At 59.3% G+C, this 25,146-nt stretch carries 21 protein-coding genes; 7 read left to right on the top strand and 14 right to left on the bottom strand.

Going from position 1 to position 25,146, the window contains the following annotated elements; genetic code table 11:
* Nucleotides 1-2: 2 nt before the first annotated feature.
* The 8 genes from AABM52_RS25410 to yaaA all read right to left on the bottom strand — a co-directional run bounded on the left by AABM52_RS25410 (nucleotide 3) and on the right by yaaA (nucleotide 11,830).
* Nucleotides 3-1,454, bottom strand: a complete 1,452-nt coding sequence (locus AABM52_RS25410) for an alginate O-acetyltransferase (protein WP_347908875.1) — start codon at nucleotides 1,452-1,454, stop codon at nucleotides 3-5.
* A 10-nt stretch (nucleotides 1,455-1,464) separates the two neighbouring features.
* On the bottom strand, nucleotides 1,465-3,039 hold the full coding sequence (gene algG / locus AABM52_RS25405; protein WP_347908873.1) for a mannuronan 5-epimerase AlgG: 1,575 nt from the start codon (nucleotides 3,037-3,039) through the stop codon (nucleotides 1,465-1,467).
* A gap of 26 nt (nucleotides 3,040-3,065) precedes the next feature.
* Nucleotides 3,066-4,553, bottom strand: a complete 1,488-nt coding sequence (locus tag AABM52_RS25400) for an alginate export family protein (RefSeq protein ID WP_347908871.1) — start codon at nucleotides 4,551-4,553, stop codon at nucleotides 3,066-3,068.
* Complete coding sequence (algK, locus tag AABM52_RS25395; protein ID WP_347908870.1) at nucleotides 4,550-6,049, bottom strand: alginate biosynthesis TPR repeat lipoprotein AlgK; 1,500 nt, start codon at nucleotides 6,047-6,049, stop codon at nucleotides 4,550-4,552. Before algK ends, AABM52_RS25400 begins: the two co-directional genes overlap by 4 nt.
* 15 nt (nucleotides 6,050-6,064) lie before the next feature.
* Nucleotides 6,065-7,234 (bottom strand): alginate biosynthesis protein Alg44, encoded by a 1,170-nt coding sequence (locus AABM52_RS25390; protein ID WP_347908869.1) that lies wholly within the window; start codon nucleotides 7,232-7,234, stop codon nucleotides 6,065-6,067.
* A 36-nt stretch (nucleotides 7,235-7,270) separates the two neighbouring features.
* Nucleotides 7,271-8,755 carry a mannuronan synthase gene (alg8, locus tag AABM52_RS25385; RefSeq protein ID WP_347912686.1) on the bottom strand — a complete coding sequence of 495 codons (1,485 nt, stop codon included), beginning with the start codon at nucleotides 8,753-8,755 and terminating at the stop codon, nucleotides 7,271-7,273.
* 166 nt (nucleotides 8,756-8,921) lie between these two features.
* Nucleotides 8,922-10,238, bottom strand: a complete 1,317-nt coding sequence (locus AABM52_RS25380) for a UDP-glucose/GDP-mannose dehydrogenase family protein (RefSeq protein WP_347908867.1) — start codon at nucleotides 10,236-10,238, stop codon at nucleotides 8,922-8,924.
* Between the two features lie 812 nt (nucleotides 10,239-11,050).
* Complete coding sequence (gene yaaA / locus AABM52_RS25375) at nucleotides 11,051-11,830, bottom strand: peroxide stress protein YaaA (protein ID WP_347908865.1); 780 nt, start codon at nucleotides 11,828-11,830, stop codon at nucleotides 11,051-11,053.
* Nucleotides 11,831-11,980: 150 nt separating this feature from the next.
* Between yaaA and AABM52_RS25370 the strand changes: the two genes are divergently transcribed.
* Nucleotides 11,981-13,105, top strand: a complete 1,125-nt coding sequence (locus tag AABM52_RS25370; RefSeq protein WP_347908863.1) for a polysaccharide deacetylase family protein — start codon at nucleotides 11,981-11,983, stop codon at nucleotides 13,103-13,105.
* Between the two features lie 335 nt (nucleotides 13,106-13,440).
* Nucleotides 13,441-14,835: a PhoH family protein gene (locus AABM52_RS25365; protein ID WP_223440979.1), complete on the top strand. Its 1,395-nt coding sequence runs from the start codon at nucleotides 13,441-13,443 to the stop codon at nucleotides 14,833-14,835.
* 130 nt (nucleotides 14,836-14,965) lie between these two features.
* Here AABM52_RS25365 and AABM52_RS25360 read toward each other — a convergent pair whose 3' ends face one another.
* Nucleotides 14,966-15,409 (bottom strand): HIT domain-containing protein, encoded by a 444-nt coding sequence (locus tag AABM52_RS25360; RefSeq protein ID WP_347908861.1) that lies wholly within the window; start codon nucleotides 15,407-15,409, stop codon nucleotides 14,966-14,968.
* Between the two features lie 613 nt (nucleotides 15,410-16,022).
* On the opposite strand from AABM52_RS25360, the gene moaC reads away from it, so the two are divergent.
* The 4 genes from moaC (at nucleotide 16,023) to AABM52_RS25340 (ending at nucleotide 18,256) form a co-directional block, all read left to right on the top strand.
* Nucleotides 16,023-16,496 (top strand): cyclic pyranopterin monophosphate synthase MoaC, encoded by a 474-nt coding sequence (gene moaC, locus AABM52_RS25355; protein WP_056726185.1) that lies wholly within the window; start codon nucleotides 16,023-16,025, stop codon nucleotides 16,494-16,496.
* On the top strand, nucleotides 16,493-16,735 hold the full coding sequence (gene moaD, locus AABM52_RS25350; protein ID WP_347908860.1) for a molybdopterin converting factor subunit 1: 243 nt from the start codon (nucleotides 16,493-16,495) through the stop codon (nucleotides 16,733-16,735). The genes moaC and moaD overlap by 4 nt, the downstream gene beginning before the upstream one ends.
* Nucleotides 16,736-16,738: 3 nt before the next feature.
* Entirely contained in the window at nucleotides 16,739-17,191 is a 453-nt protein-coding gene (gene moaE, locus AABM52_RS25345; protein ID WP_347908858.1) for a molybdopterin synthase catalytic subunit MoaE, read from the top strand.
* A gap of 288 nt (nucleotides 17,192-17,479) precedes the next feature.
* Nucleotides 17,480-18,256 carry an ABC transporter substrate-binding protein gene (locus tag AABM52_RS25340; RefSeq protein ID WP_150814303.1) on the top strand — a complete coding sequence of 259 codons (777 nt, stop codon included), beginning with the start codon at nucleotides 17,480-17,482 and terminating at the stop codon, nucleotides 18,254-18,256.
* A 112-nt stretch (nucleotides 18,257-18,368) separates the two neighbouring features.
* Here AABM52_RS25340 and AABM52_RS25335 read toward each other — a convergent pair whose 3' ends face one another.
* The 5 genes from AABM52_RS25335 to AABM52_RS25315 all read right to left on the bottom strand — a co-directional run bounded on the left by AABM52_RS25335 (nucleotide 18,369) and on the right by AABM52_RS25315 (nucleotide 23,621).
* Nucleotides 18,369-19,010 carry a PAS domain-containing protein gene (locus AABM52_RS25335; protein WP_347908856.1) on the bottom strand — a complete coding sequence of 214 codons (642 nt, stop codon included), beginning with the start codon at nucleotides 19,008-19,010 and terminating at the stop codon, nucleotides 18,369-18,371.
* Nucleotides 19,011-19,100: 90 nt separating this feature from the next.
* A complete protein-coding gene (locus tag AABM52_RS25330; RefSeq protein WP_347908854.1) occupies nucleotides 19,101-20,228 on the bottom strand; it encodes an FAD-binding oxidoreductase in 1,128 nt (375 codons plus the stop codon).
* Nucleotides 20,229-20,307: 79 nt separating this feature from the next.
* Nucleotides 20,308-21,252 carry an ornithine cyclodeaminase family protein gene (locus AABM52_RS25325; RefSeq protein ID WP_347908852.1) on the bottom strand — a complete coding sequence of 315 codons (945 nt, stop codon included), beginning with the start codon at nucleotides 21,250-21,252 and terminating at the stop codon, nucleotides 20,308-20,310.
* A 123-nt stretch (nucleotides 21,253-21,375) separates the two neighbouring features.
* Complete coding sequence (rhlB, locus tag AABM52_RS25320; protein WP_347908851.1) at nucleotides 21,376-22,866, bottom strand: ATP-dependent RNA helicase RhlB; 1,491 nt, start codon at nucleotides 22,864-22,866, stop codon at nucleotides 21,376-21,378.
* A gap of 98 nt (nucleotides 22,867-22,964) precedes the next feature.
* A complete protein-coding gene (locus tag AABM52_RS25315; protein ID WP_347908849.1) occupies nucleotides 22,965-23,621 on the bottom strand; it encodes an alpha/beta hydrolase in 657 nt (218 codons plus the stop codon).
* A gap of 468 nt (nucleotides 23,622-24,089) precedes the next feature.
* On the opposite strand from AABM52_RS25315, the gene AABM52_RS25310 reads away from it, so the two are divergent.
* A complete protein-coding gene (locus tag AABM52_RS25310; RefSeq protein WP_347908847.1) occupies nucleotides 24,090-25,121 on the top strand; it encodes an amino acid ABC transporter substrate-binding protein in 1,032 nt (343 codons plus the stop codon).
* Nucleotides 25,122-25,146: the final 25 nt, after the last annotated feature.

The raw sequence follows: 25,146 nt of genomic DNA, 5'->3' as shown, positions 1-25,146 counted from the left end.
CCTCATTGCCCGACCGAAGCAGTACGCTGTTCGGCGCCCGGGAATACGTTGCGTTTGCAGATTTTCGCTTCGACTTTCTGTGGCGCGGCACCCGCTTGTTCCGGGCCCTGGACTTCAACGGCCAGCAGGTTCTGCGAGGCCCAGTCTTCGTCCGTGCGCAACTCGAAAGCGAAACGCCCGTCAGTCTCGGAGGTTTCCGGTTTTTCGATCTTGATGTCCTCGTGGCGACCGTTCATGTACCAGAGGGTGGCTTGCAGGGTTTTCACCGAGGTGTCGGCGAAGCGGATGTCGACCTGGTGACTAGCGTTGCGCAGGTCCATGTTCTTGCTGTTGACCATCAACTCGTTTTTGCCCGGCTTGAGCGTGGCGCTGCCGGACATCTGTGCATCCTTGCCTTCGCAACCGTTGTCCAGCAGCGCCATCATCTGGCGGTAGATGGTTTCCTGGTCGAGGCGGTACAGCGGCGAGAATTCCCAAATGAGAATTTTCGGCGGGTTCTTCTGGAACTCGTCGCTGCCCAGGTACTGCAGCATCGAACCTTCCAGGCCGCCGCCTGGGAACGCCACGTTGAGGATGTCGGCGCCGATGGCCTCTTCGAGGAAACCGGCGAAGTTGTAGTTCTTGCCACTGTGGGAGGTACCCACGAGGGTGATTTGCGGGTTGCCGGAATCGCCGAACAGATCGCCATCGCCCGCTTCGCCCTTCGGCTCGGTGGTGAACTGATCCATGTACTGGATCGCGTAGCTGGTGCCACAGAGTTGACCGGCCATGTTGTGCAAGGTTCCGGTCTTGCCCATGCGACCCGACTTTTTGGTCTCGAATTCGCGCTTGGGAATGTCGGCGAATTCAGGCAATTGCTTGACCTTCTCGGCGACGATTTTTGCCGTGCGCTGAGCACCGTACGGGGTCCAGTGCTGGTCGCCACGGAAGTAGAAATCGTGGGCGGGCAGGGTGTCGGGCAGCGACTCGTTGGTCAGTGGCGACAGGTCCGGAACCACGTAGCCCATCTGCGCGAAACGACCGAGCATGGACTTGTAGTTCTTCAGCGCCTTGTCGAAGTCGAAGCTGGCCTTCTCAGCCGGGTTGAGCTTGTTGCGGTTCACCAGGCCACGGGTCGGCTGGTACACGACAACCAGTTCCACACCTTTGCTCTTGAACGCATCGTGCAGTTGTTTCATGCGTTTGTAGCCGGCGGGCGTGGTGTCGAATTCGGTGCGCAAGTCTTCTTGCGTACGGAACAGCCAGTCACCCTGGGCCTGTACCAGCGTGGTGAAGTTCTGCTGATAACGGGTGGTGTAGTTCTTCGCATCGTGAGCAGCCGGGCACAGGCTGCAGCAAGGCTCCGCAGTGAAGCTGGGTGCTTTGACTTCATCGGCGCGAACACCGCCGCTGGCCGCGAGAATGCCGGCGGTCAGGGCCGACAGGCTGAGTAATTTGATCAAGTGTGGGTGCATAAGATTATCCTCAGTCCCGCATTTCGGTCTGGCGTTCGACAGGGTCGATCAGCACGGCTTTCTGCTGGCGCACCAGCAGGTCGAGAATTTCATCCTGGCGCTCGCCAAGGATGCCGGTGAAGCTGATGCCGCTGGATTTGGCCGGCGCGAGCATCGACACGCGATACAGCTCGACACTCAGCGGCGAGTCGATGGACAGCGGCCCGCTGCCGTTGGCTGCCAGTTCACCACCCACCACGATCAGCGACACCTGGGCGTCGAACGGGTCGAGCTTGATGTCACGGTCGGTGTTGCTCAGGTCCTTGATGTGCCCGTAGACACCGGTCAGGCCGTTGGCCATGGCGACGTTTTCGTACAGGCGAATGTTCACGCTGTTACGAATGCGGATGCCGTGGCGCTTGTTGCTCAACACGCGGTTGCCCCACAACAGGTTGTCGGCACTCTCGTAGAGGGTGATGCCGTCGGTGTGGTTCTGGTAGATCTCGTTGTGGGCAATCAGGTTGTTTACGCTGTTACGGTCGATCACCAGCCCCGAGAGGTGGTTGTCGTAGCTGCGGTTGTTGAAGATGAAGCTGTCGTTGACCTCACGGGAAATAATGATCCCGTGCTTCTTCTTGGTGCCGTACACCGTGTTGTCGGCAATGATCAGACCGTGGGAACGGTCGTGCGGGTCGATGCCGTAGACGATGTTGTCTTTGTAGGTGTTGCCCTTGACCACGAAGTCGCGGGTCTCATAGCAGTAGAAGCCGTACCACATGTCCGAGAATTCGGAACCGACGATCCAGCCGGTCGGCTCAGGGCGCTTGAGCACCTTGGCCATGTTCGGCGTGTACTGGGAAATACTCACACCATAGGACTTACTGTTGGCGTAGCCGAAACTGGCGATCTTGCTGTTGGCGATGTAGGTCTCGGTGCCGCCCCAGGACAGCAGGAACGGACGGAATTCCTTGGGCGAGTTGAACGTCGCCGGACCGTTGTCCTTCTCGCGCCAGCCAGTGATTTTGGTATCGCGAACGAACAGCTGGCCGTCGTTGACCAGGAACGAACCGGCCTCCTGGGACAGGCGCAGTTCCTGGGTCTGCTTGTCGATTTCCAGAATGCCGTGACGACCGACCACGATCGGCAACTTCGCCAGGAACACACCCGGCGAGGTTTCGCTGAAGTACTGTTTGGGGACCTTTTTCGCCAGGTCCTTGAGGTTCATGTAGCCGTCGTCTACGAAGATCGCCTGGGGGATGCCGTGCTGACGCACCACCCACTCGGCCATCTTGTTGTCGCCACCGATGAAGTCCTTGAGGGCGTCTTCCTGCATCATCCGGCGCAGGCTGATCTTGCCCGGTTTGCTGCGCACGATCTTCGCGGCGATGGCTTCGGCTGTGTAGCCGGAAACGTCCGGCAGTTTTGGCGTGGCCAGTTCCAGCGGCGCGGTCGGTGCGCTGCTGACGGTGTAGGTCTTGGCCTGTTGCAGTTCCTTGGCCGTGGTTACCGGCTTCGCCGGTTCCACGTTGGCGAAGGCAGTCATGCTGGCCAGCAGCATCGCGCCGGCCAACAGGCTGATCGAGCCTTTTCGGGCTGGATGATTCATCTGGGAGACTCCCTTCGCAATGTGCATCAGAAGCGCCAGATCACGTCGATGAACGCGCGGTGCATGTACGAATCGACTTCCTTGCCGTACGCATCGCCTGGCTTGAACACGCCACCACGGAAGCGCACCAGGGCCGAAGGCTCGTCGATCGACTGGCTCAACGCCGCCGGCAACAGGCCTTGCTTGAAGTACTTGGTGACCACCAGGTCCATCTCCTGACCGAGGTCTTTCTCGCCATCGTTCAGCGGCAGGGACGTGGTGGAAAGAATGGCGCCGGTGGCGTCATCGGTGTTGTTTTCCACCGCGTTGATGCCATTGCTGCCGATCGGCTTGTTGCCGTCGACGCGCCAGAATTTGTGGTAGATCAGGCTTGCGTCGTATTCGTCGTTGAGCATCCACGAGCCGAACAACGTCGCGGTCTGCATGTTTTGCATTTCGCCACGGAAGGCTTCGCCGAAACGATGAACCCGCGAGCGCGTACCGGTGTAGTTCGAGCGGTTGCTTTCCAGGCCGTTCTGTTCGTACTCGGCGCTGGCTCGGGCATAGGCGGCACCGACTTGCCATTGCGGGTCGAGGCGCAGACGCACGCCGATATCGGTGGCCCAGCCGTTGAGGTTTTCACCGCGCTTGGCTTCGGCCGGCGACGTACCATCGGCGTTCAGCGGGTTGACCTTGTCGATGTCACCGCTCATGCCGGTGATGCTGCCCCAGTAATTGACCGTGTTGGTATTGCGCCAGTTATAGGCGTCGCTGTCGGCGGTCAGGCCGATCCAGCTGATGTCACCGTTCTGTTTCTTGTCCAGCGAATCGGCCGGCACGCCCGGTTCCGGGTAGTCGAGCTTGCCGTTGTCGTGGGTATGATGACCGCGAATACCGACCCAGTTGCCCGGTGTCCACTGATACGAAGCATCGGCGTAGGCGTGCAGGCGATCCTTGTCTTTCGGGGCGAGTTCCGTGAGGTCGGTGCGGTACTCGCTGAAACGTTCGGCGACCCCGACGTTGGCGCGCAACAGGGTTGTGTCGAACGTCCAGTTCAGGGCTTCGATGTTGGTGTCGCGCCATTGGCCGTCGGCGTTGTGCAGGCGTTGGCGACCGAGCTTCAACTGCTCGCCCGGATACGGCGTGAGTCCACTGTAACCGACCCAGAATTCGCGCATGGCCAGGTAGTTTTTCTTGGTCTTGCGATCACCGTTGTCGGTGGGCGTGGTGCCATCGCTGGCGGTCCCTTGCAAGGTGTCCGTCTCGATGATGTCGGTGGCCGTCACGGCTTGCCCCATGGCATAGGCGCTCCACGCGCCGCTTTCGCCATAGATCCATGGACGCAAGTCGAGGCCGACGCCGTTGACGTCGCCACCGCTCTGGGTACCGAGGTCACTGTCGTCTTCGGATTGGCCGGTAACCTTCACCTCGAGGCCAAAGTTCTTGGTCTCAGTCATCGCAGCAAGCGTCGGGCAAGACCAGATCAGCGCGAATGTCAGGCCAATGCCGGCCTTCATGAATGGATTCAACTTCATTGGGATTCCTCGCCATCTTCTTCTTGCAGGGCATGCATTTCCGGCGTGTTCGGGCTCAGGGCACCGCGCACGGCCTGTTCTTGTTTCAACAGGCGTTGGGCTTCGGCCAACCGGTCGGGCGGCAATTGCGTTTGGATTGTTTGCGCAAGCTCGGTGGCTTGCGGAGTGTTCTGGGCCAGGGCCAGTTGGCTGAAGACGTAGGCGTTCAGCGGATCAGGCTTGGTGCCCTTGCCTTGGGAAAACAGTTGGGCAATGGCGAAGTCGGCGCTGTTCTGGCCGTTGCGCGCAGCGGTCAACAGATGGTCGAGGGCCTTCTGTGGATAGACCTTGCCCAGGTAGCCACGGCGATAGATCTGGCCGAGGTAGTAATCGGCAGCGACTTCTCGGCCAACGGCTTTCTGGAAATGCGCTTCGGCGACCTTGGCGTCGGCCGGCACCAGTTTGCCTTCGAAGTAAAGCTTGCCCAGCAACAGTTCGGCGCGGGGCTGGTCGGCGGCGCGGCCGTTGTCCAGGTACTTCATCATCTGGTCGACGTCGCCCAGTTCCGGGAAGTCGTAGAGCAGTTGCGCGAGGGTGACCCACGACGCCGGGTAGCCCGGTGCGATCGGTTCGAGCAGCGACTGCGCGGTTTTCTCGTCGGTCTTGCCCAGTGACGCATCGGCGAGCACGCGGGCGACGCTGTCGACGCGCTGCGCCGAAACGGTGCCTTGGGCATGAGCCGCTTGCATCTGCTTGATCAGCTCGGCCTGTTGCTCTGGCTTGGCCTGTTTCTGATAGACCGTGGCCAGTTCGACGTAGCAGATGTCGCTGGTGTTGAGCGCGGCCTTGCAGATTTTTTCCACGTCATCCAGATGCTGGTCATAGGTGCCCTGGGTGCGATAGAGCAGCACCTGCGCCAGACCTGCTTCCGGTTTGTTCTCGGCACGCCATTGGCTGATCTGCTGCTGCGCATTCACGTTGGGGAAGCTGTGCGGGTATTGCAGGTACAGCATCGCCAGCGGGATCAGCGTGTTGCCTTCGCCTGCGGCAGCGGCTTTTTTCAACAGGGTTTCGGCTTCGTGTTGTTCCGCTTCGGTGGAGCCGGGCTTGGCCACCAGCAGGCGACCGAGGCGCGCCTGGGCGCGCGGCGAAACGCTGGCCGCGGCGCGGTAAGTCGCCTCGGCCTGTTTCATCTGCGCCGGGTCACGGCTGTCGACCTGGATATCGGCCAGGCCGACCTGGGCTTCGCTGTAGCCCAGGTCTGCCAGTTGCCGATAGTTCGCCGCTGCAGTGGTGGTGTCACCGCGCTTGAGCGCTTCGTTGGCCAGGCGCTGGTCGGGCAGGCCGGCGCAACCGGCCAGGCTCACCGCCAATGCAACGGCACACAGAGACCCCATGTGGGAGCGAGCCTGCTCGCGAAGCAGGCGACTCGGTGCATCAGACAGACCGCGTCGATCCCATCGCGAGCTGGCTCGCTCCCACAGGGTCGGCGGCGTGTTGAGGGTTGGAGTAGTCACAGGCATGTCCTCGACTTAAAGACCGACAGCCATGGCTTTGTCGATCAGCCAGTTCAGGTTCGGGCCACGGTCGCTGTTCACTTCCACCGGGCGGCCGGCGAGGGAGCTGTCCAGGGTTTCGTCCGGCTGGATCAGCACGCGGATGTCCGAGGACAGGTCGGCGCTTTTCAGGCTGGTGCTGCTGACGATCTTGCCGGTGCGGCTCTTGTCCTCGCCGGCGATCTGGAAGCGCACCGAAGTACCCGGGCGTACGTCGCCGAACTGGCGATAGGAGAAGCGCGCTTCAACATTGGCTTCGCTGTTGCGCGGCACCAGTTGGAAGATCACGTCGCCCTTGCTGGCGTACTGACCGTTGGCGACCATTTGCTGGGCCACGGTGCAGTCGCAAGGCGAGGTCAGGGTACCGGTCATCTGCTTGCCGAACAGTTCTTCAACCTTGGCCGGTTGCAGTTGGTCTTCGTCCAGATGGCCCTTGAGCACGTCGAGCATGCTGGTGCTGAAGGTCGCCAGCGGTGCGCCCTTGGCGGCCACGCCGTCGGCTTTCACCAGGCTCTGCACGGTGCCGTCGCGGGGCATGGTGATGTTCACGCCCGGCACGCTGACCAGGCCAGCCTGGGCGTGGCTGACGAAGTACATGCCGTACACCGATTTGAAAACAAAGCCGAATGCAGCCAGGCCGACAACGAAGATCCCCAGGCTGAAGGTCACGGCTTTCATGCGGCCGAACGCGGTCATGCCGTGGCCGCCGTCCTTCAACTTGCGCGCCTTGGTGAAATTGTCGCGCTGCAGGGTCGCCAGCATTTCACCCACGCTGACAATGTCGCCAGCCAGGTGCGAAGTGATCAGGTGGCGCAGGGTCGAGATGTCCCGTGGTTCCAGGTTCTGGAACTGGCAGCCGGCGCGTCCGGTCTCGCGATCGAAAGAGCGGACCTGCAACTCGACGTCCATGGCCAGGCCGAGGTTGTCGATGACGAATTGCAGGCGGGCCTTGTACACGTCACCCATCTTCAGCGGCAATTGACCGGCGTTGAACGCCAGGCCACCGGCGGACAGGTCGATCACCCGGGCTTCGACCGGCGTCCGGTCTGGGCCGAAGAAACGCAACTTGGCCGGGATTTTCACTCGGGCATGTTGGCGCTGGGCTTCGGATTCGTGCACTACGTTGGCGTTGACGGCGGTATTCATAGGGGGCGTTTTCCTAGTTAATTCAGGCGAGTTCGGTCAGACCATCAACAGCAGCACGGCGACAAAAATGCTGCCGGCAGAGAAGGTCATGGTCCGAGACGACCAGGTGTTGAACCAACGTTGAAAGCTGGCGAGATCACGGGTCAGAGAAGTGGGTTGGCGAGTCCAGGACTGTTGGTCGAGGCGGAAGAACACGTAGATCTTCACCAGCGCGCCGACGATCTGGTTGTAATAGAGAATCGCCGGGTAGGCCGGGCCGATCCGGTGTCCGGAGCACGACAGCAACAAGGTCAGGATGAACCGGGTGATGCCGATCCACAGCAGGTACACCAGGATGAACGCGGTGCCGTACTTGAAGCTGGCGATCAGCGCCACGGTCAGGCCCAGCAGCGAGGTCCACATCGACACGCGCTGGTCGAACAGCACTACCGAAGTGAACACGCCGAGGCGTTTGATCCCCAGGCCCAGGGCTCGGGAGTTCTGCCGCAGGTTGTTGCCGTACCAGCGGAACATCAGTTTGCGGCTGGCCTTGATGAAGCTCTTTTCCGGCGGGTGTTCAACGGTGTTGATCGCCGCGTCGGGCACGTAGAACGTGTCGTAGCCCAGGCGCATCAGGCTGAACCAGCTCGACTTGTCATCGCCGGTTAGGAACTTGAAGCGACCCAGGCGCCAGTGTTGCAGCGAGTCGCTTTCCACGTCGGCGATGAAGTCCGGGTTGGTGACCACGGTGGCGCGGAACACCGACATGCGGCCGGTCATGGTCAGCACGCGCTTGGACAAGGCCATCGAGCACATGTTGATGTGGCGCTGGGCGAAACGCAGCTTGTGCCATTCGCTCATGATGTAGCCGCCGCGCACTTCGCAGAATTCGTTGGTGGTCAGGCCACCGACGTTGCCGAACAGCTGGAACCACGGCACAGTCTTGAGCACCACGCCTTCGGCCAGCACGGTGTCGCCATCGATCACCGCGACCACTGCGCGATCATCCGGCAGGTGCCGGGAGATGGCGCGGAAGCCGTAGGCCAGGCCATCGCGTTTGCCGGTGCCCGGAATGCGCACGAAGTCGAGCTTGACCCGGGACGGCGGGTTCATCCGGTTCCACAGGCTTTTGACCAGCAGCTCATCGGACATCTCCACGATGGAGCAGACCACGGTGGTCGGCAGGCCGCAGTCGATGGCTTCGCGGATCACCGAGCTGTAGACCTGCGCGGTGGTCAGGGCATCGATGCGGAAACTGGTGACCATCAGGAACACGTGGGACGGGTCAGCCGCTTTGCCCAGCTTGCGCACTTTGCGCCGCAGGTACGGGTAGACGATGTACAGAAAAATCATGCCGCGCACAAAGTGCGTGGCACCCATCGAGTAGCGCCAGATACCTACGGCGCCAATCAGGAAAATGAAGTCCTTCGACTCGGAGTCGAACGTGGACACGGGCAACGCCATGGCGAGGCCCATCAGTAAACTCAGGTAGAACAGCCAACCGGCGGCCTGGAGTAGGCCGTGCTTTAGCCTGTGCATAATCTGCATCCGTCTCGATCTCGGGCGAGCCTTTGGGGTGGCCCGATGGGGTTTTGGCAGGCGTAGAAAGCAGCCCGTAGGAGCTGCCGCAGGCTGCGATCCAGGAACCTTTGGCGCCCCTGAAGGCGCCAAAGGATCGCAGGCTTCGCCAGCTCCTACGGAACCGTGGTTACCAGCAAATGCCTTCAGTGCGGGCAGTTGTGCTGGTGGCCTTGGACATGAAGCCCACCAGGTCGATCACCTGCTTGCCGTGTGGAACTTCCTGCACCAGGGCGCGGAATTTCTCGTCACGGTTGCCGAGGATGATCACGTCGGAGTTGTTGATCACCGCGTCGAAATCGGAGTTCAGCAAGGACGAGACGTGAGGGATCTTCGACTCGATGTAGTCCTTGTTCGCACCGTGAACGCGGGCGTACTCGACGTTGCTGTCGTAGATGCTCAGGTCGTAGCCCTTGCCGATCAGCATTTCCGCCAGGTCGACCAGCGGGCTTTCGCGCAGGTCGTCGGTGCCGGCCTTGAAGCTCAAGCCCAGCAGGGCGACTTTGCGTTTGTCGTGGCTGGAGACGATGTCGAAAGCGTTCTGCACCTGGGATTCGTTGCTGCGCATCAGCGAGTTGAGCAACGGGGCTTCCACGTCCAGGGAGCTGGCGCGGTAGGTCAGGGCACGCACGTCTTTTGGCAGGCACGAGCCGCCGAAGGCGAAGCCTGGGCGCATGTAGTACTGGGACAGGTTGAGGGTCTTGTCCTGGCAGACCACGTCCATCACTTCGCGACCGTCGACGCCGACGGCCTTGGCGATGTTGCCGATTTCGTTGGCGAAGGTGACCTTGGTGGCGTGCCACACGTTGCAGGTGTACTTGATCATCTCGGCGACCGCGATGTCCTTGCGGATGATCGGTGCGTCGAGCTCTTCGTACAGCGATTGCAGAACGTCGCCGGACGCCTTGTCGAATTCGCCGATGACGGTCATTGGCGGTTGGTCGTAGTCGGCGATGGCGGTGCTTTCGCGCAGGAACTCAGGGTTCACGGCCACGCCGAAATCAACACCGGCCTTCTTGCCGGAGCAGTCTTCGAGAATCGGGATGACCACGTTGGCCACGGTGCCTGGCAGCACGGTGCTGCGTACGACGATGGTGTGGCGGGTGGTCTTGTCACGCAGGACAAAACCGATTTCGCGGCACACGGCTTCGATGTAGTTCAGCTCCAGGTCGCCGTTCTTCTTGCTCGGCGTGCCCACGCAGATCATCGACAGGTCGGTGTCGCGAATCGCCTCGGCGAAGTTGGTGGTGCCACGCAGACGACCTGTCTGGATGCCCTGGGCCAGAAGTTCACCCAGACCCGGTTCAACGATCGGCGATTTGCCGGCATTGATCATATCGATCTTGTCTTTGGCCACATCGACGCCAACGACGTCATGGCCCCGTGCAGACAGGCAACCGGCACATACTGCGCCGACGTAACCCAAACCAAAAATGCTGATGCGCATCGCAATTACCTCTGTATTGATCAAGCCATTAGATGGCCGGAGTTAATGGTGTTCAGCGGTTTTAGTGCACTCGCAAGTGCGACTTTCAGGCGCAACAATGCCGTGTGCTGGCATATAAGTTACGAGTGTCTAAATAAATGCACTCAAGGTGTGCGCAACTAGGCCTTGTTGTTATGATTTGCCCTGTTATGCAGCCGATCCTCCTTTCAGGGGATGCAGGTGCAAAAAGGTGTTGCACGCTTGATCTCAGGCCGAAAGCCCGTGGATCAAGCGCTTGGGGGCTCGGGTGAGCACGTTTATAGGGGCGCTGCCGTGGCCTTGTAGGGGATAGTCATGCCGCGTTATCTCCTGTCCGCTTGCTGTTGTCCAAATCAGTGATTAGTCAGCGCAAGTTAGTATTACAACTTCGCTACAAGAATCGCTTATCTGCGTAAGTTATCTCGTACACGCTCGGCGAGAATCGTTACGGGTGGTATGAGCGGCGCGTTTTGACATAGTTCCAGTCCGCTCATCGCGAAATCTGAAATTTTTTGAAATATTGAGAAAGATGGCACTGCTCTCAAACTGATAGCACTTACCGTTTCGCCCTTTATATATAGGCGAATCATTGGGCGGGATATTTTTGTGCCACTACTGTTAAAAAAAGTCAGTGCCACTACGCAAAAAAATGATTGAAGTCGAGTGAAACTAAAGTTAGAAAACTGGTCGTTATTTTTCTGGCGCCATAAAAATGGCGAAATGGCGGGGAAGGCTGAAGTGAGTCAAGGGTCGGCGCACCAGGGGGGGAGGAGGTCGTGCGCCGACCGGATGCATCACTCTGGTGCGTGGTCGCGTAGAAACACCAGATTGTCCGGCTTGGACTGTTCGACGCTGTATCGATAGCCCTGAACGTCGAACTGCTTGAGGGCGGCCGGGTCGTTGATGCGTTCCTCGATGACGAAGCGGCTCATCAAGCCGCGGGCCTTTTTCGCGTAGAAGCTGATGATCTTGTACTGGCCGTTCTTCAGATCCTTGAATTCGGTATTGATGATGCGCGCGTTCAAGGCGTTGCGCTTGACCGCCGAAAAGTACTCGTTGGACGCCAGGTTGAGCAGCACGTCATCGCCTTGATCGACCAGGGCTTCGTTCAGCCATTCGCTGATGCGTGTACCCCAGAAGGCATACAGATCCTTGCCCCGGGCGTTGGCCAGTTTGGTACCCATTTCCAGTCGATAGGGCTGCATCAGGTCCAGCGGACGCAGCATGCCATAGAGGCCCGAGAGCATGCGCAGGTGTTTTTGGGCGTAGTCGAAGTCGGCTTCGCTGAGGGTTTGCGCATTCATGCCGGTGTACACATCGCCCTTGAAGGCCAGCAGCGCCTGCTTGGCGTTTTCTGGTGTGAACGCAGGCGTCCAGCTGCCGAAACGCGCGGCGTTGAGCCCACCGATCTTGTCGGAAACGTGCATCAACTCGCTGATTTGCGCGGGCGTCAGCTCGCGCAATTGCAGGATCAACTCCTGGGAGTGGTCGAGGTACTGCGGCTGGGTGAAGCGCTGGGTCGCCGGCGGTGTTTCATAGTCGAGGGTCTTGGCGGGTGAAATCACCATCAGCATGAAGTCGTCTCCTTTAATCGTGGCGGCGATTCTAGGGGGTTGTCCTCGTTGACTCCAGCTATCGAGGCCATAGGTGATCGGTGGTGTCGTGGGATCTTTTGGTTTTCCCGGGATATAGTGCCGCGCGGGTTTTGTTATGGAGACATCCCATTGCGTATCGCTTTACTCATCTCGATCTGGCTACTGAGCTTCGGCGCCATCGCGGCACAGGGCGATGTGGCGACGCTCGATCGCAGCACCTGGCCGGAAAAGCTCGGTAACCCGACGCTGTTCGACGTGGCGTCGAGGGCCGAGATCCTCATGTTTTCCAGTGTCCTGTTGGCCAGCGAGGCGCTGGACGAACCTGCCCTGGCCCAGCGCCTGGGCCTGCGCACGATCAATCTGGAGTCGGTCAACCGGGTTCGCCAGCGCATGTGGCAACGGCTGCTGGCCAACTACAATTTCGCCCAACAGAGCTGCGACCAGGATGCCTCCTTCTGCTTTCTGGTCGAAGACATGCCCACCTTGCGCGAACAGGCCGCCAAGTTCCAGGTCGGCGCAGACAGCTACTACATCAAGTGGGCCGAGCCGAGCCGTGTGTTCCACACCCAGTACCTGGACGAACAGTTGCGCAAGGCCGCTCTGTTCCCGCAAACCAGCAGCGAAGTCGATCATTTTGGCGACTATGAGCGCAGTGGCGACGGGATGCATGACCGGCTGTTTCTGCTGAGCTTCGACAGCGCCGCCAACGCCGCGCCGGATAACACCGCCTGGGTCAGCGAGTACCTGCGCAAGTCGAACCTGAGCGGGACGTTCTTTGTCCTCGGCAAGGACATCCAGGCGCGTTTGGCCGAAGCTTCGGTGAGTAACCTGCAAGCGACCTACTCGAGCCAGTGCATCGGCGTACAAGGCTGGGAGTTCCGTTCCCACAGTCACTGGCAGGACTGGCAGGACTCGGTGCGCCGCAGCGCCGAACTGGTCAAGAGCAAGCTGCCGGAGAACTACGTGCCGCTGTTCCGCCCGCCCGATGGTCAGCGCCGTTCCGATGCCGAAGGCTTCTTCAAGACTCAGGGGTTGCAGGTAGCGTTGTGGGACATCGATGCCCAGGACGGTGCCGGTAAACTCAAGGGCAACCCGAGTGCGCAACGGGTGCTGACCCTGATGCTGCTGTGGCGGCACGGGGTGATCAATTTCAATGTGAAACAGGACGCAGTGAAAACGGCGTTGCCGTGGCTGGTCACGCAAACGGCGCCTGTCGGGATCGGCTGGGAGGATTGCCAGGATGCGTTTCGCTGAAAACGACAAAACCCCGTAAACATTGGGTTTGTGGCGATTTTGGAAGGGGATTCGTTGCAGGTGGACTTCCGACTTTAAACGGGTGATGGCAGTCCGCCAAGTGCTATTGGTCAATCTGAAAAATAAATTTCAAAAAAGCGTCAAAGTATTTTTTTTGTCACACGTTTTGGAGTATTACGAAGACAGACCGCCGAAACCTGCAACACAGGTGGCGTCTTCCAAGACCCCGCATGTATGCAGAACACTTGAGTCCCCGCAGGTGTATTCGGCAGTCACTTCGAGGCGCAGCACTGTCAAGGTATTGCGTCGAATGGCTCCCACAAAGGTGACCGAGTATGGATGATCACGGACGTAGCTCTTCTTCCAACCAGCCAATCCTTTATGTACTCGATACCAACGTATTGATTCACGATCCAAACGCGCTGCTTAACTTCGAAGAACACCACGTCGCGATCCCGATGACCGTGCTTGAAGAGCTCGACAAGCTCAAGAGCGGGCATCACAGCGTAGCCGCCGAATGCCGCCAGGCCATCCGCCTGATCGACAAGACCTTGGGCGATGCCTCACCCGAGGACGTCGAGCAGGGTGTGCCGATCCAGCGTGGCAAAAGCGGACCCAAGGGTTTGCTGTCAATTCTGATGAGCAAGCATGCCGAGCCGAACCTGATTCTGCCCGAGCACCTGAACGACAACAAAATCATCAACCAACTGATCGACCTGCACGCGCGCGACCCGAAGAAGCCCGTGGTGCTGGTCACCAAAGACATCAACATGCGCCTCAAGGCGCGCGCCTGCGGGATCGCGGCGGAGGACTACAGCACCGACCAACTGGTCGATGACGTGTCCTTGCTGCCCAACGGCTACCACAACATGACCGGCTCTTTCTGGGACCGCGTGAGCAAGGTCGAAACCCGTCAGGACCACGGCCGCACCTGGCATCAGGTGCAATTGATCGACAACCTGCCGGCGGTGCACATCAACGAATTCATCATTGATGAACAGGGCTTTGTCGGCTGGATCAAGGAGATTGAAGAAGACCGCTTGCTGATCCTCGACCTGCACCAGGAGCCGCTGCTGCACCAGGAAGCCTGGGGCCTCAAGCCGCGTGATATCTATCAGAGCCTGGCGCTGTACGCCTTGCTCGATCCGGACATCCACCTGGTCAACCTGTCGGGTGCCGCGGGTTCGGGTAAAACCATCCTGGCGCTGGCCGCTGCGATCGAGCAGACCATGGTCAGCAAACGTTATCGGCGCATCATCGCCACCCGTAGCGTGCAAGGCCTGGACCAGGAAATCGGCTTCCTGCCTGGCACCGAAGCGGAAAAAATGGAACCGTGGCTAGGCGCCATCACCGACAACCTCGAAGCCTTGCACATGGATGACGAAAGCACCCATGGCAGCGTCGACTACATCCTCAGCAAAGTGCCGTTGCAGTTCAAATCCCTCAACTACATCCGGGGCCGCAGCTTCCAGCAGAGCCTGATTTTGATCGACGAATGCCAGAACCTCACGCCGCACCAGATGAAAACGATCATCACCCGTGCCGGCGCCGGTTCCAAAGTGGTGTGCCTGGGCAACCTGGCACAGATCGACACCCCTTACCTGTCCGCGACCAGTTCCGGGCTGACCTACCTCACTGAACGCTTCAAGGACTTCCCGAACGGGGTGCACATCACCCTGCAAGGGGTACCTCGTTCGATACTGGCCGAATACGCCGAAACGCATTTGTAATCGCTTCATCGAAACCGGGCGGCCGCGAGGTCGCCCGGTTTTTTGTACGCGACGTAAAGGCCCGTGCCTCAGGGCAGACCCAATACCGATGAATGTGTTTCTGCAAAGCCTGGGGCGAAAGCAGTCTTGTTTACAGAGATTGCGAAAAATAGCCCTTGATGGTTTCCGTAAGAATTGATTGCGCGTCCAATACCTCTTGGGTCGGCTCAGGCTGTGAGCTACTGAACTTTTTTCGCGTCCAGCTGAAAAAGAAGGGGCCATCAATAATGCGTTCATTGTGTTCCGCCAAATATAACTTGGTTACGGAGGCATACCTGGGGAAAACATGAAAATGCAGTTCATGATTGAGTTCGGAAATACGCATTATGTATATTTTTTCAGGAGAAAATAGCGTGTTTATGGCTCGCTCCGTAAATGCCAAGCCTTTCATCAGTTCAGCACTTTCCGCCGAATTTAGTTCTGCGAGTCTTGATATGTTCCGCTTAAGAGAAATAATCATGTAGCCAGGGATTTCACAGTCCCGGCAGTGAGAGATTACGATGTGTTTTCCAGAGTAAATTGTCCGCGCTGACATGACTAGCCTCCCGTGTGCCACCATGGTTGATGTGTAGGACCTGCCCCGTTGAGCTGCTGCCGGAGGTCAGTAGAAAAAAACCTGATGCGACACATCAGTACTGAGATTTTTAGAATCGTTAGCTTTGTTGGTCAGTTTTTCTCGAATTAACAAATCGGTCTAACATTCAATTGTAGGAAGTTTCATGGCGAGCCATGAGCGCGTGCTTACGGAAAATTCTTACGTCGAAATTTGCTATAAAATAATCAGTAACTTACTGGCTGGTGCACCAATTAAAGCTGATCGCTGATGTCAGAAAAGCGAATGCTCAGTAGGCTTTTGTTACATTTCTTTCTGTTGTTTGGCATGACTTTAATTTGTGTTTTTAAAATTTAATAAGGAATCGCATTTGGAACTGTCCACCGAGTCCGGGCGTATGAAGAACCTGTGGGAGCGAGTTTGCTTGCGATGACGGTGTGTCAGTCGACATCTCGGGTTAATGACAGGCCGCTATCGTCGGAACGCCGCCCGGAGCAAGCTCGCTCCCACATTGGTTTGTGGTGGGCCGACAATCGTGCGTGCGGAAATCTGACCCGCAGGTTTACAATCGACGCTCCTGATCAGGAGTAATCCCGTGCTGACTCATCTCGATTCCCAAGGTCGCGCCAACATGGTCGACGTCACTGAAAAAGCCGTGACGTTCCGTGAGGCGACCGCTCAAGCGCTGGTGCGCATGCTGCCCGAAACCCTGCAGATGATCGTCAGCGGCGGCCACCCCAAGGGTGATGTGTTTGCCGTGGCGCGCATTGCCGGCATTCAGGCGGCGAAGAAAACCAGTGATCTGATTCCCCTGTGCCATCCGCTGATGCTGACCGGTGTCAAGGTCGAGCTCAGTGCCGAAGGCGACGATTCGGTGCGCATCGTGGCGCGCTGCAAGCTGTCCGGGCAGACCGGCGTCGAAATGGAAGCCCTGACGGCTGCCAGTGTCGCCGCGCTGACCATCTACGACATGTGCAAGGCCGTGGACCGTGGCATGACCATCGAAAGCGTGCGTCTGCTGGAGAAGGTCGGCGGCAAGAGCGGACATTTCCAGGCGGAGCAGTCATGAACGTTACCGTGAAGTTTTTCGCCCGTTATCGTGAAGCGTTGGGTCTGGACTCGGTGAAAGTGGAAGGCAGCTTCGCCACTGTCGACGACGTCCGCGCACTGTTGGCCCAACGTGACGGTGCCGAGGTGTTGAGCGAGCAAAACCTGATGTGCGCCCGCAATGAAGACCTGTGCCAGCTCGACGAGCCGGTCAGCGAGGGCGATGAAGTGGCGTTCTTTCCGACTGTGACCGGAGGCTGAACCATGGCGATTCGCGTGCAGTCCACCGCGTTCGACCCGGGTGCCGAAGTCAATGCCATGCACGATGCCAACGTCGGCGTGGGTGCGGTGGTGAGTTTTGTCGGCTACGTGCGCGACTTCAATGACGGCCTCGATGTGGCCGGGATGTTCCTTGAACACTATCCCGGCATGACCGAAAAGGCCCTCGGCAAGATCGCCATCGAGGCCGAGCAGCGCTGGCCGCTGCTCAAGCTGGAAGTGCTGCACCGCATCGGCGCCCTGGAGCCGGGCGAGCCGATTGTCTTCGTCGGTGCGGCCAGCGCCCATCGTCAGGCGGCATTCGACGCCTGTGCCTTTGTCATGGATTACCTGAAAACCCGTGCGCCGTTCTGGAAGAAAGAAAACACCAGTGACGGGGCGCGTTGGGTCGAGGGGCGTGACAGTGATCATGCGGCGGCGGATCGCTGGAAGCAGTAGTTTCTGCGGCCTCTCTGATTAAGCCATCGCGAGCAGGCTCACTCCTACAGTAGATCTGTGTTCACAGTTCAAATGTAGGAGTGAGCCTGCTCGCGATGGCGTCATCAGCACCACTAAAAATCTTGCTGATCCACCACCCGACCATCGGCCGGCACGGGCTGCATTTGCCTCATTGACGATTTATACATAAAAGTCCAGTATGGAATTATAAGTACAAAAAAAGGTTTCCACCCGTTTCAGCTTTTTCTTCTGTCTTGCCAAACCAACAACAACCGCGAGAAAACGAACATGAAGAAGTTCCCCCTCATCACCGGTCTGGCCCTGAGCCTGTTGGCGTGCAGCTCTGTATTCGCCGCCGAGAAAACCTTGCGCATCGGTATTGAAGCGGCGTATCCGCCGTTCGCCTCGAAAACCGACAAAGGCGAAATCGTCGGTTTCGACTATGACATCGGCAATGCCCTGTGTGCGCAGATGAAGGCCAAGTGTGTGTGGGTCGAAGGCGAGTTCGACGGTCTGATTCCTTCCCTGAAGGTGAAGAAAATCGACATGGCGCTGTCGTCCATGACCATCAATGAAGACCGCAAGAAGTCGGTGGACTTCACCCATAAGTACTATTTCACTTCGTCGCGCCTGGTGATGAAGGACGGCGCGGTGGTGGATGACCAGTACGCCAGCCTCAAGGGCAAGACCGTCGGTGTGCAGCGCGCCACTACCACCGACCGTTACGCCAGCGAGGTGTTCGAGCCCAAGGGCATCAACGTCAAGCGCTACAGCAACAACGAAGAAATCTACATGGACCTAGCCGCCGGCCGCCTCGACGCGATTTTTGCCGACACCATTCCGCTCAATGACTTCCTGTCGATGCCGCGTGGCAAGGGTTACGCCTTTGTCGGGCCGGAGCTGAAAGATCCGAAATATGTGGGCGAGGGTGCCGGGATTGCGGTGCGCAAGGGCAACACCGAGTTGGTCAGCGAGCTGAACACGGCCATTGATGGCATTCGCGCCAGTGGTGAGTACCAGAAGATTTCGGACAAGTATTTCAAGTCTGACATCTACGGCGACTAATCAACCGCTTTCGCGAGCAGGCTCGCTCCTACAGGGTACGGTGTACACCGATCCATTGTAGGAGCGAGCCTGCTCGCGAAGAGGCCAGATCAAGCAATACAAATCTCCGGGCCTAGCCCTTCAATTCCTTCAAATGCTTGTACACCGTCGCCCGGCCCATGTTCAGCACATTGGCCACGTAGTTCGAGGCGCTTTTGCCCTTGAACGCGCCTTCGGCGTGCAACGCCAGCACCAGTTCCCGCTTGTGGTCGCGAGTCAGCAGATTCAGGCTCAACTGACGTTCGCGCAGCCAGGCGTGGAGGAAGGTGTTGATCCGCTCCTGCCAGTCATCGCGGAACAGCGCATCCGGTTGCGGGATCAGCTTGGTCGGCGACAGGAACAGGTCCAGGGCGGCCTTGGCATTTTCGAACAACGAAATATTCAGGTTGATGCACAGCACCGCCAGCGGATGACCCTCGCTGTCGCGGAGCACTGTGCTGAGGCTGCGAATCTTCTGACCATCCCAGTTGAGCTTTTCGTACGGCCCGATGTTTCGTTCGCTGACATCGTCGCTGAGCATGTCTTCCAGCGCCGAGTCGTTGCCGATTTCCCGCTTGGACAGGTTGTTGGCGATGTAGTCGACTTTTTGCGTGCGCAGGTCGTGCAGCACCACTTCGGCGTGGGGGAAAAACAACGTGGCGATGGCGTCGGCAATCGCGTGGAAGTTATCCAGGGATGTGTCGTTCAGGGCCGAGTCTTTTTCGGGGGCGTTCATACGGTGGAACTCCAGGCAGCGTCAGCGCCCCATCAAAGGGGCGCTGAAAGTGTGCCGTAATCGTGTGGGCACGTCACCTGAGGATCAGGATCAACCGAGGCGAGCAGGGGAGAGTATTTCGGCATTCAGACCGAAACGGCCGAGCGACTCGGGCAACGCGGCACCGCGCACCAGTGCCGCGCTGGCCTGGCCCATGGCCGGCGAGGTCTGGATGCCATAACCGCCTTGTGCCGCGACCCAGAACAGCCCCGGTACCTGTGGATCGAAGCCGGACAGCAAGTCGCCGTCGCTGACGAAGCTGCGCAGGCCGGCCCAGGTGCGGGTCGGGCGGCGAATGGTCAGGGTCGTGGCTTCTTCGATCTGGAAGATGCCCATGGCGATGTCCAGCTCTTCGGGCTGCACATCGTGGGGTTCCACCGGGTCGGCGTTGGCCGGCGAGCCGAGGAACATCCCAGCGTCGGGTTTCATGTAGAAGGATTCGTCGAGGCTGACCAGCATCGGCCAGTGGTGGATGTCCACGCCTTCGGGGCCGGCGAAGATGAACGCGGCCCGGCGCTTGGGTTGCAGGCCCAGGGGCTTGGCGCCAGCCAGTTCACCGATCTTGTCGGCCCAGGCGCCAGCGGCGTTGATGATGATCGGGGCGCTGAAGGTCTGGCTGCCGGTCTGGACGTGCCATGTACCTTGGCCGTCGCGGCTCAGGCCGACGACTTCGCTGTCGGTATGCACTTCGCCCTGGTTGCGGCGGATACCGCGCAAATAGCCCTGGTGCAGGGCGTCGGTGTCGATGTCGCTGGCGGTCGGGTCGTAGATGGCGCCGTGGACTTTTTCCCGGCGCAGGATCGGCACCAGTGCGCAGGCCTCGTCGACGCCGAGCAATTGCATCTCCGGCACCGTGGTTTTTGCGCTCTGGTATTGCCTGTTCAATTCGTCCGGATCACCGGTCAGGTCCACGGTCATTTCGCCCCGCGGGGTCAGCAGCGGGTGTTCGCAGAAACCGCTGGGCGGGTTGTCGAAAAAGTCCCGGCTGGCCAGGGTCAGCGCCCGCACTTGCGGGGTGCCGTAGGCTGCGGTGTACAGCGCAGCCGAACGGCCGGTGGAGTGATAGGCCGGATGGGATTCGCGTTCGAGCACGATCACGCGGCCGTGCTGCGACAGCCAGAAACCCGTGGAAGCACCGGCAATCCCGCCGCCGATGATGATGAAATCTGCCTGGCTCATGAACGTCTCCAGTGAAGTGCGATGCTGAAATTGTGGTGATCTCTTGTGGGAGCGAGCCCGCTCCCACAGGATCTAAGTGTTAGTGAGAGAGACGATAGATCGCATTGGCCAGCGCAATGTCTTCCAGGCCCAGGCCGATGGAGCGGAAGAACACGTGTCGGTCATAGTCCGGACGCTGTACTTTTTCACTGATCAGGTCCGGCAGGTCGCCGACAATCGCGTTTTTGTCCCAACCGTGCCGTTCGGCGGCGATCAGCATTTCACCGGCCGAGCCTGGGGTGGTCAGGCGATAGTCACAGAACACCTGCATGTCGTTGAGGCTTTGCGGCGGCACTTCATGGGCACGCGGGGCGTTGGTGCTGATGGAGGTGATCAGCGCCGGTTTGCTCAGGCTTGACGGGTCGATCACAGGTCCGGCGGACGAAGTGCAGAGCATGATCACGTCGGCGTCCTCAACGGCGGCTTCGCGACTGTCGACGATGTTCAGGCGTGGCTCGATGTTTTTCAGCAGGCCGACGGTGTCAGGATCGTCGCTCAGGTTCGGCGCGTACAGGCTGATGCTTTGCCAGTCGCGCAGGCCTTTCACGTAATGCAGGTGCGCCTGGGCCACTTTGCCGCTGCCGATGATGGCCAGGCGATTGGCTGTGAGTGGCGCGAGGGCGTCGACCGCCACGGCGGTGGTCGCAGCGGTGCGTGCGGTGGTCAGTTCTCCAGCGTCGCACAGCAGCAGCGGCTGACCGGTCTGCGTCGACATCAGCAGCGTCCACGCGGTCACCAATGGCCCTTGATCACGGACGATGTATGGCGAAGTCTTGATCCCGTACACGCCGTCTTCGGCCAACACGCCCAGGTAGTTGATGAAGTCGCCGGCACCCTGTGGGAACTCCACCAGTTGTTGCGCCGGTTGCACTGCTTGCCCGATCGCCAGGTCACGGAACATGTTGCGCAGGATTTGCGGTACGTCGACCTGCGCCAGCAACTCGCGGGCCTGGTTCTGGTTGATCACTTGGGGCGTACTGGACATGGTCGGCTCCGGGATTGAAAGTAAACTAATTTGTCTATTATGGACTTTTAGTTATCGCAGACAATATCCAGGCGAAAAAAAAGCGCAGTCCGTTGCCGGCTGCGCTTGTCTTTTCAGCGTCGCTTAATGTGGACGCTTGCGCTCAACGGCCCGCAACAGATGCGTCGGTGGCGTTTCACAGCTGATCTTGCGCCCCAGCTTTTCCTCGATGGACGGTAGCTGGTAGGAGTCATCTTCACCGGCAAAGCTGATGGACACACCGTCGGCACCAGCACGACCGGTGCGACCGATGCGGTGCACGTAGTCGTCCGGCACTTCCGGCAGGGTGAAGTTGATCACGTGGCTGATGCCGTCGATGTGGATACCACGACCGGCCACGTCGGTGGCGACCAGTACGCGGATCTTGCCTTCGCGGAAGCCTTCGAGGGTCTTGATGCGCTTGTGCTGCGGCACGTCGCCGGACAGTTGCGCGGCGTTGATGCCGTCACGCACCAGGCGCTCTTCGATGCGCCGCACTTCATCCTTGCGGTTGGCGAACACGATGACCCGCTCCCAACCGTTGTCGTTGACCAGGTTGTAGAGCAGTTTGTATTTGTCGGCACCGGCCACCGCGTAGATGTGCTGCTCGACGTTTTCGTTGGCCACGTTCTGCGATTCGATCTCGACGATCGACGGGTCGGTGGTCCATTGCTTGGCCAGGTTCATCACGTCTTCGGTGAAGGTCGCGGAGAACAGCAGCGTCTGACGCTCGGACTTCGGCGGCGTCTGGCGAATGATCTGGCGCACTTGCGGGATGAAGCCCATGTCGAGCATGCGGTCGGCTTCGTCCAGCACCATCACTTCGACCATGTCCAGGTGCACGTCGCCGCGCTGGTTGAAGTCCAGCAGGCGGCCCGGCGTGGCCACGAGGATGTCGCAGTGGCGGGCTTCGAGGTGCTTGAGTTGCTTGTCGAAGTCCATGCCGCCGACGAACGTCATGACGTTGAGGCCGGTGTACTTGGTCAGGTCGGCGGCGTCCTTGGCGATCTGTACCACCAGTTCGCGGGTCGGCGCGATGATCAGTGCCCGTGGCTCACCCATGTAGCGCTCTTTCGGCGGCGGGGTTTGCAGCAACTGGGTGATGATCGAGACCAGGAACGCAGCGGTCTTGCCGGTACCGGTCTGGGCGCGGCCGATGGCGTCTTTGCCCGCGAGGGTGAAACCCAGCACCTGTGCCTGGATCGGCGTGCAATACGGGAAGCCCAGGTCCTGGATGGCGTGCATCAGTTCCGGGGCGAGTTTGAAATCGTGGAAGCGGGTCTTGCCTTCCAGGGGCTCGACGACGAAGTCTTCGAGTTTCCATGGGATGACCGGTGCCTTGGGCTTGGGTTCGCGGCGCGGTCTGGCGGGTTTCGGTGTTTCGCTGAGCGGCTGCTCCGGGGCTGTCATCGCCGCAGGCTGGTCAGCTATTGCGGTCATCGGCTCATGCTTGGGTGCCGCCGTGGCGGTGGCTCGTTCAGACTGAATACCGTCGGTGCGGTGGCCGGGAGCGTGAGACGCAGGGCTGGGAACTGGCGCGAGTTGCTCAGTCTCGCTTTTACCGAACATTTTCTTGAGTGCTTTGAGCACGGTCATCTCATCAATTGATTAAGGAATGTACGCCGGCCAGTGTAATGCAAGAATCGGGCGCGGCGTAGTGGGATGGATCAAAGGGCGCTTTTAAACAAAAATGCTTAACGCAAGCGCTCGGCGAGCCAGACGCCGATGTCGCGAATTTCCTCGGGTAACACTTCGTGACCCATTGGGTATTCCTGCCATGTCACGGTGACACCACGCTGCTTTAAATGCTCATAGGCGCTGCGCCCCATCGAGTTTTGCACCACATCGTCGTACTGGCCGTGCATCGACAGCACCGGGATCCGCTGCTGGCTGGCGGACAGTTGCAGTTCGTCGCTGAAGGTCGGTGCATAAGTAGAAAGGGCAACGACACCACCCAACGGTCCCTGCCATTTCAGAAACGCGGTGTGTAAAACCACGGCGCCGCCCTGGGAAAAACCTGCCAGGAAGATCCGCGAGGCGTCTATTCCGCTGGCTCGCTGCTGTTCGATCAATTCAATGACGCGATTCGCCGACTCTTCCAGTTGCTCGCGGTTGATCGCGCGGGCCGGGCTCATGGCCAGGATGTCGTACCAGCTCGGCATCTCGTAGCCGCCGTTGATAGTGACAGGGCGATGCGGTGCCTGCGGGAGAACGAAGCGGGTACTCAGCAAGGTTTCCTGCAGCGCTTCGGCCACCGGCAGGAAGTCGTAGCGATCGGCGCCCAGGCCGTGCAGCCATATAACGCAGGCGTCTGCGGTCTTTACGGGCTGAAGAATCAAGGGCTCGGTCATGTCTGCTCCAATGTTGTGCGTGCGCGCACATATAAGTGCGTGATCAAAGTGCGCGTCAGGTTGATCCGTTAAGAAAGTGTCGCAAGCGTACAAGTTTTGCTATTGACCTGCAGCTGAACCGCTTCGGCGAGCGGTGTGGTACGGGCTTTGCTATGGGGAAACGGTGCAACCCATCTCGCGCCCGGCGGTAACACTATCAGTGTACTGCCGACTGTGGGATAGCAATGAATCCGGTGATGGATGTTCGCCAATGGCCGCTACGGGGCTTCGCGAACGTGAAAGGGCTACAGCCCGTTCGGCCGACTGGTGAGAGTGAGTTTTCCATGACGTGGATTTTCTCCTACTAGACTCATAGCTAACGTCTTACGTCGGTTGACCCCAAAACAAGCCAACACGGGTCGACTACGCCTCAAAAGGGTGCGACAGGACTCACGCTCCGACACAACAAGAGCAAAACTGGAGGTTTGAATGAAGATGTTGAAATCCACCCTGGCTATCGTGACTGCAGCCGCAGTACTCGGTGTCAGCGGGTTTGCCCAGGCGGGCGCAACCCTGGATGCAGTGATGAAGAAAGGTTTCGTGCAGTGTGGCGTCAGCGATGGCTTGCCAGGCTTCTCGGTTCCGGATTCCACCGGCAAGATCGTCGGTATCGATGCTGACTACTGCCGTGCAGTGGCGGCGGCGGTCTTCGGCGACGCGACCAAGGTCAAGTTCAGCCAGTTGAACGCCAAGGAGCGCTTCACCGCGCTGCAGTCCGGCGAAATCGACATTCTGTCGCGCAACACCACCATGACCAGCTCCCGTGACGCGGGCATGGGCCTGAAATTCCCGGGCTTCATTACCTACTACGACGGCATCGGCTTCCTGGTAAACAACAAGCTGGGCGTGAAAAGCGCCAAGGAACTGGACGGTGCAACCATCTGCATCCAGGCCGGTACCACCACCGAACTGAACGTTTCCGACTACTTCCGCGGCAACGGCCTGAAATACACCCCGATCACCTTCGACACCTCCGACGAAAGCGCCAAGTCGCTGGAATCCGGTCGTTGCGACGTACTGACCTCGGACAAATCCCAGCTGTTCGCCCAGCGCAGCAAGCTGGCTTCGCCGAAGGACTACGTGGTTCTGCCGGAAACCATTTCCAAGGAGCCTCTGGGCCCGGTCGTGCGTAATGGCGACGACGAGTGGCTGGCCATCGTGCGCTGGACTGGCTACGCCATGCTCAACGCTGAAGAAGCCGGCATCACTTCGAAGAACGTCGAAGCCGAAGCCAAGGGCACCAAGAACCCTGACGTTGCCCGTCTGCTGGGTACCGACGGTGAATACGGCAAAGACCTGAAAGTGAAGAAAGACTGGGTCGTGCAGATCATCAAGCAAGTCGGCAACTACGGCGAAGTGTTCGAGAAAAACCTCGGCAAGAACACTCCGCTGGAAATCGACCGCGGGCTGAACGCTCTGTGGAACGCTGGCGGCATTCAATACGCACCACCAGTGCGCTGATGGTTCTATCACCCGGTGGGCCAAC

It is taken from the genome of Pseudomonas grandcourensis (assembly GCF_039909015.1).
Classification (GTDB): domain Bacteria; phylum Pseudomonadota; class Gammaproteobacteria; order Pseudomonadales; family Pseudomonadaceae; genus Aquipseudomonas; species Aquipseudomonas grandcourensis.
This window is presented reverse-complemented; position numbering and strand designations above follow the sequence as displayed.